Below are 15,682 nucleotides of genomic sequence, written 5' to 3'. Positions count from 1 at the left end.
CAACGACGCGGGGTGGAGCAGCTCGGTAGCTCGCTGGGCTCATAACCCAGAGGTCGCAGGTTCAAATCCTGTCCCCGCTACGAAGGAGGAGGCCCGGGTCCCGAAAGGGGTCCGGGCCTTCTTTGCTGTGCGGGCACACCGCCACGACCGCCCCCGGGGGGCACGTCACGGAGCCTGTCGGTCCCCTCTGCTTGAGTACGACTACTCATCCGCACGCCGGTCCGTCGCGCGAGGCTGGGACCGCCTGGGCCCCGCCCCGTGTGTCGGCTGTACGGACGGACCGGGATCAGAGAGCCTCCGCATGTGAAGAGTGTGGGTTACGGGGGTAGTTGGGTGTTCCGAGTTTGACGTGGGCTCATGTGGGCATGTCGATAAAACGTTGTAGAGACCTCAATTAGCTGTAGAGACCTCAAGGGGACCCGGATATACCAGGTGTACGGGCTCGCGGGTGGTGCGACGATGGACGTTGTGGGGGACAGGGCGACGTGGTGGGACTCGGGACGGTTCACGCCCTCCGGTGCGCCATGGGCCGAAGAGGCCGAGAGCGGTACGGCGCTGATCCCGCCCCCCGGCATCGCGCAGCCGGGACCGGGCACGGCTCCGGCCGTGCCCCGGCCGGCGACGTCGGGCACCGACACGCTCTTCGCCGCGACCGCCCCCGCTGAGCCCGCCGCCGGCCTCACCGGCGCCGCCGACCTGGCGGGCGACCCCACCCCCGGCCCCGTGTCGCCGCCCGAGCCCCTCGCGCCCGACCTGACGGACGCCGAGGCCGAGGCGCGCCGCAGGGCCGCCGCCGCGGCGGGGGACACCGCGGCGATGAGCGAGCTGGGCGCCCAGCTCCTGCGCGCCGGCGCCCTCGACGAGGCCGAGCCCTACCTGCGCTCGGCCACCTCCGCGGGCGACCGCGCCGCCGCCAACAACCTCGGCGTCCTCCTCCACCAGCGCGGCTACAAGGAAGAGGCCGCGGGCTGGTGGCGCGTCGCCGCCGTCGCCGGCTCCGCCGCCGCGGCCCACTCCCTCGGCCGCCACCACCGCGAGCGCGGCGACGAACCCGCCGCCGAGTACTGGCTGCGCCAGTCCGCCGAACAGGGTCACGTCCACGGCGCCTTCGCCCTCGCCGACCTCCTGGAGCACCGCGGTGAGGCGGGCGCGGAGACCTGGCTGCGCCGCGCCGCCGAACACGGGCACCGCGAAGCCTCGTACCGCCTCGCCAGGACCCTGGAGCGCCGCGCCCGCGAGACCGCGCGCCGCGCGAGAGGCCCCGTCCTGCCCGGCCCCCGCCGCCCCCAGCCCAGCCGCCCCAAGGGCGCTGCCCCCGTCCCCGGACCCCGCACCCCGGCGGCAGGCGAGAACCAGGGCAAGGAGCAGGGCAAGACGCGCGCCGAGGAACTGACCCGCGAGGCCGAGCAGTGGTACCGCCAGGCCGCCGCGCGCGGCCACCGCGGCGCGGCGCTCCAGCTCGGTGCCCTCCTGGAGCGGCGCGGCAAGCTCAAGGAGGCGGGCCGCTGGTACCTCAGCTCCGCCAAGGAGGGCGAGACGCGCGCCGCCTGCGCCCTCGGCTTCCTGCTGCGCGACGCGGGCGACGAGGAGAACGCCGCCGTGTGGTGGCTCAAGGCCGCCCGGAACGGCGACGGCAACGCCGCGAACGCCCTCGGCGCCCTCCACGCCGAGCGCGGCGAGCAGCAGACCGCCGAGCGCTGGTACCGCGCCGCGATGGACGCGGGCGACCACAACGGCGCCTACAACCTCGCCCTGCTCTGCGCGGCGCAGGGCCGCACCGCGCAGGCCGAGCAGTGGTATCGCCGCGCCGCCTACGCGGGTCACCGCGAGGCGTCCAACGCGCTCGCCGTCCTGCTCCTCCAGGCCGGGGACGCCGCGGGCGCCGAGCCCTGGTTCTCCAAGGCCGCCGAGACCGGCAGCGTCGACGCCGCCTTCAACCTCGGCATCCTGCACGCCGGGCGCGGCGACGAGGAGGGCGCCCTGCGCTGGTACGAGCGTGCCGCCTCCGCCGGGCACGCCGAGGCGGCGCTGCAGGTCGGCATGGCCCTCCTGCGCGAGGGCGACGAGCGCTCCGCCGAGCGGCACCTGCGCTGCGCGGCGGGCGGCGGCAGCGCCGAGGGCGCCTACCGCCTCGCGGCGCTCCTCGACGCGCGCCGCCCGCCGCAGGGCCCGCCCCGGCTCGGCGAGAGCAGCGTCGCCGCGCGCGACGAGTCCGCGGCCTGGTACGAGCGCGCCGCCGAGCAGGGCCACCGGCGCGCCCAGGTACGCGCCGGGATGCTCGCCGCCGAGCGGGGCGAGGTCGAGACGGCGGCCCGCTGGTACCGCACGGCGGCCGAGGCGGGCAGCCGCAACGGGGCCTTCAACCTCGGCCTGCTGCTCGCCCGTGAGGGCGGGGAGCCGGAGGCCGCGCTGTGGTGGCGCCGGGCCGCCGAGGCCGGGCACGGGCGCGCGGCGCTGCGGCTCGGGCTGTTCTTCGCGCGGCGGGGTGAGCTGGAGGAGAGCCAGCACTGGTGCGATGCCGCGGTGGCGGCGGGGCCGGAGGAAGTGACCGAGCGGGCACGGCGGTTGCGTGAGGCGCTGCGGGAGGAGCTGAGCGCCTGACGGCTTTCGGGGGGTGCCGCCTTGGGGTCTCCCGGCGGGCGGGGGCGTCCTCTGGGGGTCTCCGGAGGGCGGAGGCGTCCCTTCGGGGCGTGTGCCCCTCCGGCGCCGGGCGGGCGTGGCCGGTGGTGCGGACGCGATGTCGGGGCGGCGCGCTGTCGTGGGGCCGGCGGGGAACTGGCGCGGTGCGGGCGGGGTTCTGTCAGTGGTGCGGGTGGTTCCTGGCGCGGTGCGTGGGGGCTTTGGGCGGGGGGTGGATCTTTCGGGTTCCCGTAACGGATTTGCCTCTTGGGGGGCTGGGTGCGTAGAGTCTGGTTCACCGACGCGGGGTGGAGCAGCTCGGTAGCTCGCTGGGCTCATAACCCAGAGGTCGCAGGTTCAAATCCTGTCCCCGCTACCACAGCCGAAGGGGCCGGAGATCATCGATCTCCGGCCCCTTCGGCGTTCTCGTCCGCGCGTGCGGGCATCGTTGGTCCACCGCTGTTCTCGGGCGCCCGCGCGGCCCGCTGCTGTTCTCGGCGCGTGTTCGACCCGGCGGCGTTCTCAGGCGCTCGCGCAGTCGGGGCACAGGCCGCGGTAGGTGATCTCCACGTCCGAGACCGTGTACCCGAAGCGCTCGTCGGCCGGGAGATCCTTGAGCGGGTCGCCCGCCGGGCGGACATCGCGGACGGCGCCGCAGTTCGCGCAGACCAGGTGCTGGTGCGGGTGGTGCGCGTTGGGGTCGTAGCGCTTGGCGCGGTGGTCGGTCGCGACCTCGATGACCTCGCCGAGCGAGACCATCTCACCCAGCGTGTTGTAGACCGTGGCACGCGAGATCTCGGGGAGGCGCTGCGCGGCGCGCGCGTGCACCTCGTCGGCGGTCAGGTGGACGTGGTCGCCGTCGAGTACCTCGGCGACCACGCGACGCTGCGCCGTCATGCGCCAACCGCGGCCACGAAGCCGTTCCAGAAGGTCACTCATAGGGCAAAGGGTAACAGGCGACGGGCCTGATTCCGAACGAGTGTCGCTTTGGAGGTTGGCTTGAGTTAGATGAAGTCCAATGTAGGATCGTTTTACGGTTCGTCCGAACCGGAACGATGCGGGAGGCAGCAGTGACGCAGGGGCAGGGACCACTCACGACCGAGGCCGGGGCTCCGGTCGCCGACAACCAGAACAGCGAGAGCGCGGGCGTCGGCGGGCCTGTCCTCGTCCAGGACCAGTCGCTCCTGGAGAAGCTCGCCCACTTCAACCGCGAGCGCATCCCCGAGCGCGTCGTGCACGCCCGGGGCGCGGGTGCCTACGGCACCTTCACCGTCACCGCCGACGTGAGCCGCTGGACCCGGGCCCGGTTCCTCTCCGAGGTCGGCAAGCGGACCGAGACCTTCCTGCGCTTCTCGACCGTCGCGGGCAACCTCGGCGCCCCGGACGCCGTGCGCGACCCACGCGGCTTCGCACTGAAGTTCTACACCGAGGACGGCAATTACGACCTCGTCGGGAACAACACGCCGGTCTTCTTCGTCAGGGACGCCATCAAGTTCCCCGACTTCATCCACACCCAGAAGCGCGACCCGTACACGGGCTCGCAGGAGCCCGACAACGTGTGGGACTTCTGGGGTCTGTCGCCCGAGTCCACCCACCAGGTGACGTGGCTCTTCGGCGATCGCGGCATCCCGGCCTCGTACCGCCACATGAACGGCTACGGCTCGCACACCTACCAGTGGAACAACGCGGCCGGGGAGGTCTTCTGGGTCAAGTACCACTTCAAGACGGACCAGGGCATCAGGACGCTGACCGTCGAGGAGGCGGCACGGCTCGCGGGCGCGGACCCCGACTCGCACCAGCGCGACCTGCGCGAGGCGATCGAGCGGGGCGAGTACCCGAGCTGGACGGTGCAGGTGCAGATCATGCCCGCCGCCGATGCCGACACCTACCGCTTCAATCCCTTCGACCTCACCAAGGTGTGGCCGCACGAGGACTACCCGCCGATCGAGATCGGGAAGCTGGAACTCCACCGCAACCCCGAGAACATCTTCGCCGAGGTCGAGCAGTCCATCTTCAGCCCGGCGCACTTCGTGCCCGGCATCGGCCCCTCCCCGGACAAGATGCTCCAGGGCCGGCTCTTCGCCTACGGGGACGCGCACCGCTACCGCGTCGGAATCAACGCCGACCACCTCCCGGTCAACCGCCCGCACGCCGCCGAGGCGCGCACGTACAGCCGCGACGGTCTCCTCTACGACGGCCGCCACGGCGGTACGAAGAACTACGAGCCGAACAGCTTCGGCGGCCCCGCCCAGACCGGGCAGCCGCTGTGGCAGCCCACCGGCGTCTCCGGCGCGACGGGTCACCACGAGGCACCCCTGCACGCCGAGGACGACGACTTCACACAGGCGGGGAACCTGTACCGGCTCATGCCCGAGGACGCCAAGGAGCGCCTGATCGCCAACCTCGCCGACTCGATCGCGGGCGTCTCGCGGGACGACATCGCCCAGCGGGCGATCGGGAACTTCCGGCAGGCGGACGGGGACTTCGGCAAGCGGCTGGAGGAGGCGGTGGCGACGAGGCGAGCGAAGCGGGGGGTCTGAGGGCCCGCGCCGGGAGGGGGCGGGCCCGTCCAGCGCCTGTGGGCAGCGAGGGCGGTTCGTCGGCGCCTGTGAGTAGCGGGGGCGGGCCGTCGGTGCCTGTGGACAACCGAGGGGAATCCGCGCAACGACTCACCGGTTCGAGTGAGTCGTTGCGCGGATTCGCTCCGGTTATCCACAGATGTGGCGGGAGGGCGGGGGCGAGGGGAGCGGGTTTGGGAGACTTGTATAGGGGACGCCCCCCAGGGCGGGAGGGGGCTGTTCGGGCTTTCGCCACCCGCGTGGCATTTGGGGGACGTTCGGGCTTCGGCCTTCGCCTGGGCACGAGGGGGCCCTGCGGCCGTCGTCCCTCGTGTGAGCGGGAGCGGCCGTTCGGGCCTCGCCCCGCGCGTGGGCGGGGGTATCCCTGCTTCGCCCCCCGCCTGGGCGTGAGAACCCTCTTCGGGCTTCGCCCTTCGCGTGGCGTGAGGTGGCTGTCCCCGCCTCGCCCTTCGCGTGGCCGCGAGGGGGCTGTTCTGGCTAGGCCCCTCGCACCCTCGCCCGCCAGCAGCCCCGCCGCCTCCCGGCCTCAGCCGGTCACCCCAGCCCCAGCCACCGCCGCCCCCCGCCGTCTACCACTGCCCCCGTCAGTACCGCTGGTTCAGGTAACTCAGCAACTCGTCGTGCAGCATCCCGTTCGACGCCGCCGCGTTGCCGCCGTGCGGGCCCGGCCGGCCGTCGAGGCCGGTGAAGGTGCCGCCCGCCTCCGTGACCACGATCGCGTTCGCCGCCATGTCCCACAGCGACAGCTCCGGTTCCGCGCAGATGTCCACCGAGCCCTCGGCGACCATCATGTACGGCCAGAAGTCCCCGTAGCCGCGTGTGCGCCACACCGCCCGGCTCAGGTCGAGCAGCCCGTTCAGGCGGCCCTGCTCCTCCCAGCCGGTGAGCGAGGAGTATGCGAACGAGGCGTCCGCCATGCGCCGTACACCCGAGACCCGCAGCCTGCTCGCCGAGGTGAGGCTGCGTCCGGTGAAGGCGCCGTGCCCGTACGCCGCCCACCAGCGGCGGTTCAGGGCCGGTGCCGAGACGACACCGACCACGGGGTGCCACGTGCCCTCCTCGCCCTCGCGCCCGGGGAACAGCTCCATGAGTGAGATGAGGGTCGCCCAGACCGGCACTCCACGCACGTAGTTCTTCGTGCCGTCGATCGGGTCGATCACCCAGCGGCGCGGGCCCGTGCCGCGCAGCCCGTACTCCTCGCCGAGGATCGCGTCGCGCGGCCTGGCCCGCTGGAGCTGGGAGCGGATCAGCTCCTCGGCCGCCTTGTCCGCCTCGGTCACCGGCGTCAGGTCGGGCTTCGTCTCGACCTTGAGATCCAGCGCCTTGAAGCGGTCCATCGTGGTGGCGTCGGCCGCGTCGGCCAGGACGTGAGCGAGGCGCAGATCATCGTGGTAGTCGGCCATGGCCGAACAGTATCCACGGGCGCACCACGTGATCCAGTCGCGCCCGCGCGGGTCTCAGTGCGCCGAGCCCGAGAGCTGGAGCCCGATGACGCCCGCGATGACGAGGGCGATCGAGACGATCTTGAGCACCGAGACGAGGTCGTCCATGAAGACCATGCCGTAGATCGCCGTCCCCGCCGCCCCGATGCCCGTCCACACGGCGTAGGCGGGGCCCACGTCGAGCTTCTTCAGCGAGAGCGTCAGCAGACCGAAGCTGCCGAGCGCGAAGCTGGCGAAGGCGATGGTCGGCCACAGCCGGGTGAAGCCGTGGGAGAGCTTCAGGCAGATCGCGAAGCCCGTCTCCAGCAGCCCGGCCACGACGACCAGCAGCCACGCCATGTGGTGTCTCCTTCATGCTCGTACGGGCCCGCCCGCGCACACCGCCGCCGACAGCGGCGCGACACTCCCGGGCCGGCCCCGGTCCGCCCGTGCGGACCCGCCCGAGCTTATGCCTTTGCCTTCCCTTGGGAGACGCAAACCCCCTTCCCCCGGGCAGGCCGCACCACACCTGCCGCCCGCTCAGTCCCCCTCGTGGCGCTCCCGGGTGGACAGCAGCCGCCGCAGCGAGGCGAGGCGCTCGGGGTCCGCGTGCCCCTCGGCGACCCAGGCGTCGAGCGCGCACTCCGGCTCGTCGTGCGAGCAGCCGCGTGGGCACTCCTCCGTCCCCGGCACGAGGTCCGGGAAGGCGAGCACGACGCGTGAGGGATCGACGTGCGCGAGCCCGAAGGAGCGCACGCCCGGCGTGTCGACGACCCAGCCGCCGACCCCGTCGAGCGGCAGCGCGAGCGCCGAGGTCGTCGTGTGCCGACCGCGCCCGGTGACCGCGTTGACGTGCCCTGTGGTGCGCCGCTGGTCCTCCGGGACCAGCGCGTTGACCAGCGTCGTCTTGCCCACGCCCGAGTGCCCGACGAACGCCGTGACCTTCCCGTCGAGCAGCTCCCGCACCCGCCCGGCCGCCTCGCCGTCGTACAGCTCCTCACGGCTCGTCACGACGTACGGGACGCCGAGCGGCGTGTACGTCTCCAGCAGCCGGTCGGGCGAGGCGAGATCGGACTTGGTGAGGACGAGCAGCGGGCTCAGGCCGCCGTCGTACGCCGCGACGAGGCAGCGGTCGATCATGCGGGGGCGCGGCTCGGGATCGGCGAGCGCGGTGACGATCGCGAGCTGGTCGGCGTTGGCGACGACGACGCGCTCGTACGGGTCGTCGTCGTCGGCCGTTCGGCGCAGCACCGAGCGGCGCTCCTCGATGCGGACGATGCGGGCGAGGGTGTCCTTCTCGCCGGACAGGTCGCCGACGAGCGCGACGCGGTCCCCGACCACGGCGGCCTTGCGGCCCAGCTCGCGGGCCTTCATCGCGACGACCCTGCGTCCCTCGACGAGGCAGGTCAGCCGCCCCCGGTCGACGGTGAGGACCATGCCGGACGCGGCGTCCTCGTGCTTGGGCCTGATGTGGGTGCGGGGGCGGCTGCCCCGGCGTCCGGGGCGGACGCGGACGTCGTCCTCGTCGGGGTTCTTTCCGTAGCGGCGCATCGCGAGTCCCCGGCCGTCAGTTCCCGAGCATTCCGGTCCACAGCTCCGGGAAGTCGGGCAGCGTCTTCGCCGTCGTCGCGACGTTCTCGATCTCCACCCCGGGCACCGCGAGCCCCAGGATGGCCCCGGCCGTGGCCATGCGGTGGTCCTCGTACGTGTGGAAGACGCCGCCGCGCAGGGGGCGCGGGCGGATGTGGAGGCCGTCGGCGGTCTCGGTGACGTCGCCGCCGAGTTCGTTGATCTCCTTGGTGAGCGCGGCGAGACGGTCCGTCTCATGGAGGCGCAGGTGCGCGACGCCGCGCAGCGTCGAGGGGGAGTCGGCGAGCGCCGCGACGGCCGCGATGCCCGGGGTCAGCTCGCCGACCTCGCCGAGGTCGACGTCGATGCCGCGCACGCGGCCCGTACCGGTGAGCGCGAGGCCCGCCTCGGTCAGCTCGCAGGTGCCGCCCATCTCGGTGAAGATCTCGCGGAGCCGGTCGCCGGGCTGCGTGGTGCGCGCCGGCCAGTCCGGGATCGTGACCGTGCCGCCCGTGACGAGCGCGGCGGCGAGGAAGGGCTGCGCGTTGGAGAGGTCGGGCTCGACCGTGAGGTCGCGGCCGAGGAGCGCGCCGGGCGTCACCCGCCACACGTTCGGCTCGCCGCCGGTCTCCGGCTCGTCGACCTGCGCGCCGACCGCGCGGAGCATGTCCACGGTCATCCGGATGTGGGGGAGCGAGGGCAGCGTCGCGCCCGTGTGCCGGACTTCGACGCCCTGGTTGAAGCGCGGCGCCGAGAGCAGCAGCGCGCTGATGAACTGCGAGGAACTGGACGCGTCCACCTCGACCTTGCCACCGTCGAGGGCGCCGCTGCCGAAGACCGTGAGCGGCAGCGCGCCCCGGTCGCCGTCGTCGATACGGGCGCCGAGCGCGCGCAGCGCGTCGATCACGCCGTGCAGCGGGCGCTCGTAGGAACGCGGGTCGCCGTCGAAGCGGATCGCGCCCTCGGCGAGCGTCGCGACGGGCGGCAGGAAGCGCATGACCGTACCCGCGTTGCCGACGTCCACGGTCGCGGGGCCGCGTACCCCGGAGGGGATGACGCGCCACGCCTCGCCCGCGCCGGTGATCCCGCAGGATTCCGACGAGACGGTCTCCTCGATGCCGACGCCCATCGTGCGCAGCGCACCGGCCATGAGAAGCGTGTCGCGCGAGCGCAGCGGGCGGCGCAGCCAGCCCGGCTCGGCGGCGAGCGCGGCCAGCACGAGCGCGCGGTTGGTGATCGATTTGGAACCCGGCACCCGCACGGTCGCGCGAACGGGCCCCTCCGCGTGCGGCGCGGGCCAGAGGTCGGTCAGTGCAGGCGTCTCGGTCATGACCCTCACTCTAGTCGCTCAGGGTGATCCACGATCCTGTCCAAATGCGCCGAAACCAGTCCGAAACAGGGGCGTGGTAGGGGGGACGGGCGGGACCCGAGGGGACGGTTTCACCCGCACGAGGGGACCGCGCACGCCGGTGGACACGCACCGGCGCGTACGACCCGGGCGCCTCCCGCGAGGGCCTCACAGCCCGAGCAGCCACCGTCCGCCCGCGACGAGCGAGCCGAGCGAGACCGCGAAGAAGAGGAGCAGCCACAGCCCGGCGGGCACGTGGGTCAGCCGCGCCAACTGGTCGGGGTCGGAGTCGTAGGCGCCCCCGCGGCGCCGTTTGCCCTGGAGCTCGAAGACCGGGCGCACCCCGCCGAGCAGCAGGAACCACACCGCGGTGTAGGCGAAGAAGGACTGCGCCTGCGGCCCGGTGAGCCAGGAGACGAGGACGAAGGCGGCCCCTGTGACGAGCACCGTGAAGATCCCGTAGGCGTTGCGGACCATGATCAGCAGGAGCAGGAGGAGCGCCGTCGCCGCCCACAGCAGGAGCGTGATGTGGTGCGCGGCGAGCAGCCAGGCGCCGCCGAGGCCGAGGAGCGAGGGGGCGACGTACCCGGCCGCCGCGGTGAGGATCATGCCGGGCCCGCTCGGCTTCCCGCGGCTCACGGTGAGCCCGGAGGTGTCCGAATGCAGCCGGATGCCCTCCAGGCGCCGCCCGGTCAGGAGCGCGACGAGCCCGTGCCCGCCCTCGTGCGCGATCGTCACGGCGTTCCGGGTCAGGTGCCACAGCGGGCGCGGACCGACGCACACGAGCGCGAGCAGCAGCGCGACGAGGACGACCCAGCGCTCGGGGGAGGGCTGGCTGCCGAAGACGCGGTGCCAGAGTCCGGGGAGATCGGTGGGGTGCATGAGGCGAAGGCTCCTCGGGTCGGGGGTGGACGTGGCAGGCTGAAGGTCATGTGTGGACGGTATGCGGCCTCTCGTGCCCCCGAGGATCTCGTCTCGCTCTTCGGCGTCGAGAAGTGGGAGCCGAGCGAGACCCTGGCTCCCGACTGGAACGTGGCCCCGACGAAGCTCGTCCCCGCGATCCTCGACCGGCCGCTCAAGGGACAGGACGCGGGGGACGGGCGGCCGGTTCGCCAGCTCCGCCCCCTCAAGTGGGGCCTCGTGCCCTCCTGGGCCAAGAGCCCCGAGGGCGCCGCCCGCATGATCAACGCGCGCGCCGAGACCGTCCACGAGAAGCCCTCCTACCGCCGCGCCTTCGCCGCCCGCCGCTGCCTGCTCCCCGCCGACGGCTACTACGAGTGGGTCACGGGCAAGGACGAGCGGCGCCTGGAGGAGGAGGGCCGCCGCAAACGGCCCCGCAAGCAGCCCTACTTCGTCACCCCGGCCGACGGCTCCGTCTTCGCGATGGCCGGGCTGTACGAGTTCTGGCGCGACCGCACGCTCCCCGACGACCACCCGCAGGCCTGGTGGGCCACCTGCACCGTCCTCACGACGGAGGCGGAGACGGCGCCGCTCGCGGTACCCCCGGCGGAGGGCCCCCGCTCCCTCGCCGACATCCATCCCCGGATGCCCCTCATGCTCACTCCCGACCGCTGGGACGCCTGGCTCGACCCGGCGAACACGGATCCCGAGTCCCTCCTCGCCCCGCCCCCGGAGGGCCTGATGCGCGCCTACCCGGTCAGCACCTCGGTGAGCAACGTCCGCAACAACGGGCCCGAACTGGAGAAGGAACTCCCGGCCCCGGAGGAGGAGACGCTGTTCTAGCGGGACGCACCTCTGCGGCACGCACCTCCGGGGACGGACCTCCCGGGGCCGACGCTCCAGGCCCGAGGAATCCAGCCCCTCCGCTGCCCGCCGCGGGAGGGGCTGGGGCGTGTGAGGAGCGGGGCGGCGCCGGAGCCCTACGAGAATGCGCACTGTGACAACTGACCTGGTGGCCACCCCGCAGGGGCCGGCCCGCATCCACTGGCACCCCGCGGCGAAGCCGCACACCGTGCTCGCCCTCGGCCACGGCGCGGGTGGCGGCATCGAGGCCCGCGACCTCGCCGCCCTGGCGGCCTCGCTCCCGCCCCACGGCGTGACGGTCGCCCTCGTCGAGCAGCCCTGGCGCGTGGCGGGCAAGAAGCTCGCCCCCGCCCCCCGCACCCTCGACGCCGCCTGGACGGCCCTGTGGCCCGCGCTCGCCGCGCCCCGCCTCCCCGTCGTCGCGGGGGGCCGCTCCGCGGGGGCGCGCGTCGCGTGCCGGACCGCCCGGGACCTCGGCGCCGCCGCCGTGCTCGCCCTCTCCTTCCCCCTGCACCCCCCGGGGAGGCCGGAGAAGAGCCGGGCCGGGGAACTCCTCGGCAGCGGGCTGCCCACGCTCGTCGTGCAGGGCGGCAACGACCCCTTCGGCAGGCCCGCCGAGTTCCCCCCTGGCCCGTACGGCCTCACCGAGGTCCCGTACGGGGACCACGCCTTCCACGTGCCGAAGAAGGCGCCCCTCGGGCAGGACGAGGTGGTGAGTCTGCTCACAGCGGCGGTAGCGGACTGGCTGCGCGCGCGGGGCTGAGCGGGGCGCGGGAATGCGCCGGGCGGGCCCGGTGTTGTGACAGCCGTACCGGAACCTCCGGCGTACGAAAGGAAGAGGCCCCGCATGGGAGCGACGATCTGCCCGAGCCGCAGCGGCAACGGACTGGACTGGTCCGTGCTGCACGCGGCCCGCACCACCGGGAACGGCGGCGTGGCCGGAGTCGACCGGAAGGCCCCGGAGGCGCCCGGTCGTCTATTCTCCGAGGCGGGCGCCCGCACCTTCGCGGACGCCGTCACGGTGTCGGAGGAGGTGGGTCGGGTCACTGGGACCGACGCGGGAGAGGACGAGGCGGGGACGCGTTCCGAGGAGAGCGCGGCCGAACGCAGCGCCCGCTTCGAGCGGGACGCCCTCACGTACCTCGACCAGATGTACTCGGCCGCGCTGCGCATGACGCGCAACCCGGCCGACGCCGAGGACCTGGTGCAGGAGACCTACGCGAAGGCGTACGGCTCCTTCCACCAGTTCCGTGAAGGCACCAACCTCAAGGCGTGGCTGTACCGGATCCTCACGAACACGTTCATCAACTCGTACCGCAAGAAGCAGCGCGAACCCCAGCGCAGCGCGGCCGAGGAGATCGAGGACTGGCAGCTCGCGCGTGCCGAGTCGCACATGTCCACCGGTCTGCGCTCCGCGGAGTCGCAGGCCCTGGACCACCTGCCGGACTCGGACGTCAAGTCCGCGCTCCAGGCGATCCCCGAGGAGTTCCGCATCGCGGTCTATCTCGCGGACGTCGAGGGCTTTGCCTACAAGGAGATCGCGGACATCATGGGGACACCCATCGGTACGGTGATGTCCCGGCTGCACCGCGGCCGCCGCCAGCTGCGCGGCATGCTGGAGGACTACGCCCGCGAGCGCGGGCTCGTCCCCGCGGGCGCGGGCGGGCCGGACGAGGCGAAAGGCTCGGGCTCATGAGCTGCGGAGAGCCGCACGAGACGGATTGCAGCGAGGTCCTCGACCACCTGTACGAGGTCCTGGACCATGAGCTGCCGGACGCCGAGTGCGTCAAGTACGAGGACCACTTCCAGGAGTGCAGTCCCTGCCTGGAGAAGTACGGCCTGGAACAGGCGGTCAAGAAGCTCGTCAAGCGCTGCTGCGGACAGGACGACGTTCCGTCCGACCTGCGCGCCAAGGTGCTCGGACGGATCGAGCTGATCCGCTCGGGCCAGGCGGTGCCCGACGACGACATCTCGCTGCCCGGCGCGGTCGAGAGCGGCGTCCGCGAGAGCTGAGCGCTCCCGGGGGCCGGAGGCCGTGGGGGAGGGCCCGCGCGCCCGCCCGGAGCTGTACGGAGGCCGTGTCCCGCGAGGGGCACGGCCTCCTGCGTGCCCGGCTCATCACCGTACGTACCTTCTCTCACCCGTACGAGGGACACGGGCCTCCGCGCCCCGGCCCCGGGGCCAGGTCTGGATGCGTCCGGACGGGGTAACCCATGGGTAATGAGCGGGCGCCCGGAGGTCCGTGGTTGGATGCGAGAGCGGAAGCCGGGAGCCGCGACGCGCCCGGCTCGCCCGGCGCCGGCGGGGCCCTCGGGTCCGCGCGGCGGGAGAGCGGGTCGCGGCCCCTCCATCGACGGCAGCGGGGATGCAGGCGGGAATCGTGAGGATCTTCGGCAAGGGACGGCACCGGCCCTCCGCCTCCTGGCGGCAGGCCACCGATCGCGCGTTCACCCTGATCGGCGACGGCAGGTACGAGGACGCGGGGGCGCTGCTGACGCGCGCCGCGGACCTGGAGCCGTGGCTCTCCGAGTCCTGGTTCAATCTCGCCCTCCTCCACAAGTTCCGGCACGACTGGGAGGCCGCGCGGAGCACGGGCCTGCGCGCCGTGGCCCTGCTCGACCGCTCGACGGGGGCTCCCGACTGGTGGAACGTGGGGATCGCGGCCACCGCCCTCCAGGACTGGCCGCTCGCCCGGCGCGCCTGGCAGGCGTACGGGCTGCGGCTCCCCGACGACACGGCGCCCGCCGAGCCGCCCGCCGGGATGGGCCTCGGCAGCGCCGCCCTGCGCCTCTCGCCCGAGGGCGAGGCCGAGGTCGTCTGGGGCAGGCGCATCGATCCCGCGCGGATCAAGGTCCTGTCGGTGCCGCTGCCGTCCTCGGGACGGCGCTGGGGCGAGGTCGTCCTCCACGACGGGGTGCCGCACGGGGAGCGGGTCACGCCCGAGGGGCAGACCTTCCCCGTCTTCGACGAGATCGAGCTGTGGGCGCCCTCGCCGGTGCCGACGTGGGTCGTGCTGCTCGACGCGGCCACCGAGGACGACCGCGACGCCCTGGAGAAGCTCGCCTCGGACGCCGGGTACGCGGCCGAGGACTGGACCTCCTCGGTACGGCTGCTCTGCCGCAGCTGCTCCGAGAGCCGCATGGAGAGCGACGCGGGCGACGGGGAACGGGCCGACCCGCACGACCACAGCGAGCCGGGGGCACCGGGACCGCTCGGGCACGCGACCGCCGGGGGGCAGTGGGTGACGGAGCGGGAGTGCGGCATCGCCGCTCCCGCGGATCTGGTGCGGGGGATTCTGGAGACGTGGGTGGCCGACCGGCCGGAGGCGAGGGGCTGGCGGGACCTGGAGGAGGTCTGCTGAGCCCCGTGGGCGGGACGTCCGGGCCCCGGCGCCGGACCCCGCTCCCCGAACTCCCCGCGTCCATCGGCGGGGAGGAGTCCCGGCGGGACTGATTCCGGGGCCGGGGCGGGTTTCGGGGCTGCGGCTTCCAGGTTTTCGGCCGCTGTAGGGTGGATCGGCAGATCCCGCTGGTCGGTTGGCCGGCTCCCTGAAAGGACACTCCGGAGAAGATGGCGCAGCAGACGACCGGCCTCCCCGTCGACGACGAGGGCTACGTGATCGACACGGCCGACACCGAGGAGCGGGAGAGCGCCTACCGGGAGCGCGGTGAGGTACTGCCGATCACCGTCGTCGGGAACCCCGTGCTGCACAAGGAGTGCGCGGACGTCACCGAGTTCGGGCCCGAGCTGGCGAAGCTCGTGGACGACATGTTCGCGAGCCAGCGCGCCGCCGAGGGCGTGGGGCTCGCCGCCAACCAGGTCGGCGTGGGTCTCAAGGTCTTCGTCTACGACTGCCAGGACGACCAGGGCGTACGGCACGTCGGCGTCGTGTGCAACCCGAAGCTGCGCGACCTGCCCGCCGAACTGCGGACCCTCGACGACTCCAACGAGGGCTGCCTCTCCGTCCCCGGCGCCTACGCCGCGACCCCCAGGACCGAGTACGCCGAGGTCACCGGGCAGGACGAGCACGGCAACGCGATCAAGGTGCGCGGCACCGGGTACTTCGCGCGCTGCCTCCAGCACGAGACCGACCACCTCTACGGCTACCTCTACCTGGACCGCCTCTCCAAGCGCGACCGCAAGGACGCGCTGAAGCAGATGGCCGAGGGCACCCCGCGCTACGCGACCGTCCCCAACGACTGAGCGCCGCACCTTTCCCCACGTCTGCGCTCCCCCCGCACTCGTGCGCCCGCGTGTGCGCCCGGCGGTTTCCCAAGGCGCGCGGCACGACCTCAGGCGTCTCCTGCCGCTCGTCCGCCCCAGGACGGGCGGCAGGGCATATTCATTCGCTATATGACCGCCTTAGATGATCGGATTCCGGA

The 15,682-nt window shown here is 73.3% G+C and carries 14 protein-coding genes and 2 tRNA genes; 10 read left to right on the top strand and 6 right to left on the bottom strand.

The features are described from left to right. Window positions 1-6: 6 nt before the first annotated feature. The 3 genes from IF99_RS0104920 (at window position 7) to IF99_RS0104910 (ending at window position 2,998) form a co-directional block, all read left to right on the top strand. A tRNA-Met gene (locus IF99_RS0104920) sits at window positions 7-80 on the top strand. Between the two features lie 379 nt (window positions 81-459). Next, a complete protein-coding gene (locus IF99_RS0104915) occupies window positions 460-2,601 on the top strand; it encodes a tetratricopeptide repeat protein (RefSeq protein ID WP_030995084.1) in 2,142 nt (713 codons plus the stop codon). A gap of 320 nt (window positions 2,602-2,921) precedes the next feature. Beyond that, window positions 2,922-2,998, top strand: a tRNA-Met gene (locus IF99_RS0104910). A 143-nt stretch (window positions 2,999-3,141) separates the two neighbouring features. Here the strand turns inward: IF99_RS0104910 and IF99_RS0104905 are convergent. Further along, entirely contained in the window at window positions 3,142-3,558 is a 417-nt protein-coding gene (locus IF99_RS0104905; RefSeq protein WP_009068611.1) for a Fur family transcriptional regulator, read from the bottom strand. A 116-nt stretch (window positions 3,559-3,674) separates the two neighbouring features. Here IF99_RS0104905 and IF99_RS0104900 point away from each other — a divergent pair, with 116 nt between their 5' ends. Next, window positions 3,675-5,159 (top strand): catalase, encoded by a 1,485-nt coding sequence (locus tag IF99_RS0104900; protein ID WP_030995083.1) that lies wholly within the window; start codon window positions 3,675-3,677, stop codon window positions 5,157-5,159. 623 nt (window positions 5,160-5,782) lie between these two features. Here the strand turns inward: IF99_RS0104900 and hisN are convergent. From hisN to IF99_RS0104875, 5 genes are all read right to left on the bottom strand, one after another. Next, window positions 5,783-6,601: a histidinol-phosphatase gene (hisN, locus tag IF99_RS0104895; RefSeq protein WP_030995082.1), complete on the bottom strand. Its 819-nt coding sequence runs from the start codon at window positions 6,599-6,601 to the stop codon at window positions 5,783-5,785. A gap of 54 nt (window positions 6,602-6,655) precedes the next feature. Then, on the bottom strand, window positions 6,656-6,979 hold the full coding sequence (locus tag IF99_RS0104890) for a DMT family transporter (RefSeq protein ID WP_030995081.1): 324 nt from the start codon (window positions 6,977-6,979) through the stop codon (window positions 6,656-6,658). Between the two features lie 180 nt (window positions 6,980-7,159). Then, on the bottom strand, window positions 7,160-8,170 hold the full coding sequence (gene rsgA, locus IF99_RS0104885; protein WP_030995080.1) for a ribosome small subunit-dependent GTPase A: 1,011 nt from the start codon (window positions 8,168-8,170) through the stop codon (window positions 7,160-7,162). Between the two features lie 16 nt (window positions 8,171-8,186). Continuing rightward, the gene (aroA, locus tag IF99_RS0104880; protein ID WP_030995079.1) at window positions 8,187-9,518 is read right to left on the bottom strand and encodes a 3-phosphoshikimate 1-carboxyvinyltransferase; all 1,332 of its coding nucleotides are present in this window, start codon (window positions 9,516-9,518) and stop codon (window positions 8,187-8,189) included. A 186-nt stretch (window positions 9,519-9,704) separates the two neighbouring features. Further along, complete coding sequence (locus IF99_RS0104875; RefSeq protein ID WP_030995078.1) at window positions 9,705-10,418, bottom strand: M50 family metallopeptidase; 714 nt, start codon at window positions 10,416-10,418, stop codon at window positions 9,705-9,707. Window positions 10,419-10,466: 48 nt separating this feature from the next. On the opposite strand from IF99_RS0104875, the gene IF99_RS0104870 reads away from it, so the two are divergent. From IF99_RS0104870 to def, 6 genes are all read left to right on the top strand, one after another. Further along, a complete protein-coding gene (locus tag IF99_RS0104870; RefSeq protein ID WP_030995077.1) occupies window positions 10,467-11,279 on the top strand; it encodes an SOS response-associated peptidase in 813 nt (270 codons plus the stop codon). Window positions 11,280-11,424: 145 nt separating this feature from the next. Continuing rightward, on the top strand, window positions 11,425-12,063 hold the full coding sequence (locus IF99_RS0104865) for an alpha/beta family hydrolase (protein WP_030995076.1): 639 nt from the start codon (window positions 11,425-11,427) through the stop codon (window positions 12,061-12,063). A 270-nt stretch (window positions 12,064-12,333) separates the two neighbouring features. Continuing rightward, complete coding sequence (locus tag IF99_RS0104860) at window positions 12,334-12,996, top strand: sigma-70 family RNA polymerase sigma factor (protein ID WP_030995075.1); 663 nt, start codon at window positions 12,334-12,336, stop codon at window positions 12,994-12,996. Beyond that, a complete protein-coding gene (gene rsrA, locus IF99_RS0104855) occupies window positions 12,993-13,313 on the top strand; it encodes a mycothiol system anti-sigma-R factor (protein ID WP_030995074.1) in 321 nt (106 codons plus the stop codon). Before IF99_RS0104860 ends, rsrA begins: the two co-directional genes overlap by 4 nt. A 367-nt stretch (window positions 13,314-13,680) precedes the next feature. Next, window positions 13,681-14,661 carry a tetratricopeptide repeat protein gene (locus IF99_RS0104850; RefSeq protein WP_030995073.1) on the top strand — a complete coding sequence of 327 codons (981 nt, stop codon included), beginning with the start codon at window positions 13,681-13,683 and terminating at the stop codon, window positions 14,659-14,661. A 209-nt stretch (window positions 14,662-14,870) separates the two neighbouring features. Then, on the top strand, window positions 14,871-15,503 hold the full coding sequence (def, locus tag IF99_RS0104845; protein WP_030995072.1) for a peptide deformylase: 633 nt from the start codon (window positions 14,871-14,873) through the stop codon (window positions 15,501-15,503). Window positions 15,504-15,682: the final 179 nt, after the last annotated feature.

The sequence above is a fragment of the Streptomyces sp. NRRL F-5630 genome, assembly GCF_000719475.1.
Lineage (GTDB): Bacteria > Actinomycetota > Actinomycetes > Streptomycetales > Streptomycetaceae > Streptomyces.
Note: the sequence above shows the minus strand (reverse complement) of the source record. Positions and strands in the feature narration are given on the sequence as shown.

Excerpts from the sequence above, each read along its gene's own strand:
- IF99_RS0104915 (WP_030995084.1), top strand. The coding sequence starts at position 460 with ATGGACGTTGTGGGGGACAGGGCGACGTGGTGGGACTCGGGACGGTTC.
- IF99_RS0104905 (WP_009068611.1), bottom strand. The coding sequence starts at position 3,558 with ATGAGTGACCTTCTGGAACGGCTTCGTGGCCGCGGTTGGCGCATGACG.
- IF99_RS0104900 (WP_030995083.1), top strand. The coding sequence starts at position 3,675 with ATGCGGGAGGCAGCAGTGACGCAGGGGCAGGGACCACTCACGACCGAG.
- hisN (WP_030995082.1), bottom strand. The coding sequence starts at position 6,601 with ATGGCCGACTACCACGATGATCTGCGCCTCGCTCACGTCCTGGCCGAC.
- IF99_RS0104890 (WP_030995081.1), bottom strand. The coding sequence starts at position 6,979 with ATGGCGTGGCTGCTGGTCGTCGTGGCCGGGCTGCTGGAGACGGGCTTC.
- rsgA (WP_030995080.1), bottom strand. The coding sequence starts at position 8,170 with ATGCGCCGCTACGGAAAGAACCCCGACGAGGACGACGTCCGCGTCCGC.
- aroA (WP_030995079.1), bottom strand. The coding sequence starts at position 9,518 with ATGACCGAGACGCCTGCACTGACCGACCTCTGGCCCGCGCCGCACGCG.
- IF99_RS0104875 (WP_030995078.1), bottom strand. The coding sequence starts at position 10,418 with ATGCACCCCACCGATCTCCCCGGACTCTGGCACCGCGTCTTCGGCAGC.
- IF99_RS0104870 (WP_030995077.1), top strand. The coding sequence starts at position 10,467 with ATGTGTGGACGGTATGCGGCCTCTCGTGCCCCCGAGGATCTCGTCTCG.
- IF99_RS0104865 (WP_030995076.1), top strand. The coding sequence starts at position 11,425 with ATGCGCACTGTGACAACTGACCTGGTGGCCACCCCGCAGGGGCCGGCC.
- rsrA (WP_030995074.1), top strand. The coding sequence starts at position 12,993 with ATGAGCTGCGGAGAGCCGCACGAGACGGATTGCAGCGAGGTCCTCGAC.
- def (WP_030995072.1), top strand. The coding sequence starts at position 14,871 with ATGGCGCAGCAGACGACCGGCCTCCCCGTCGACGACGAGGGCTACGTG.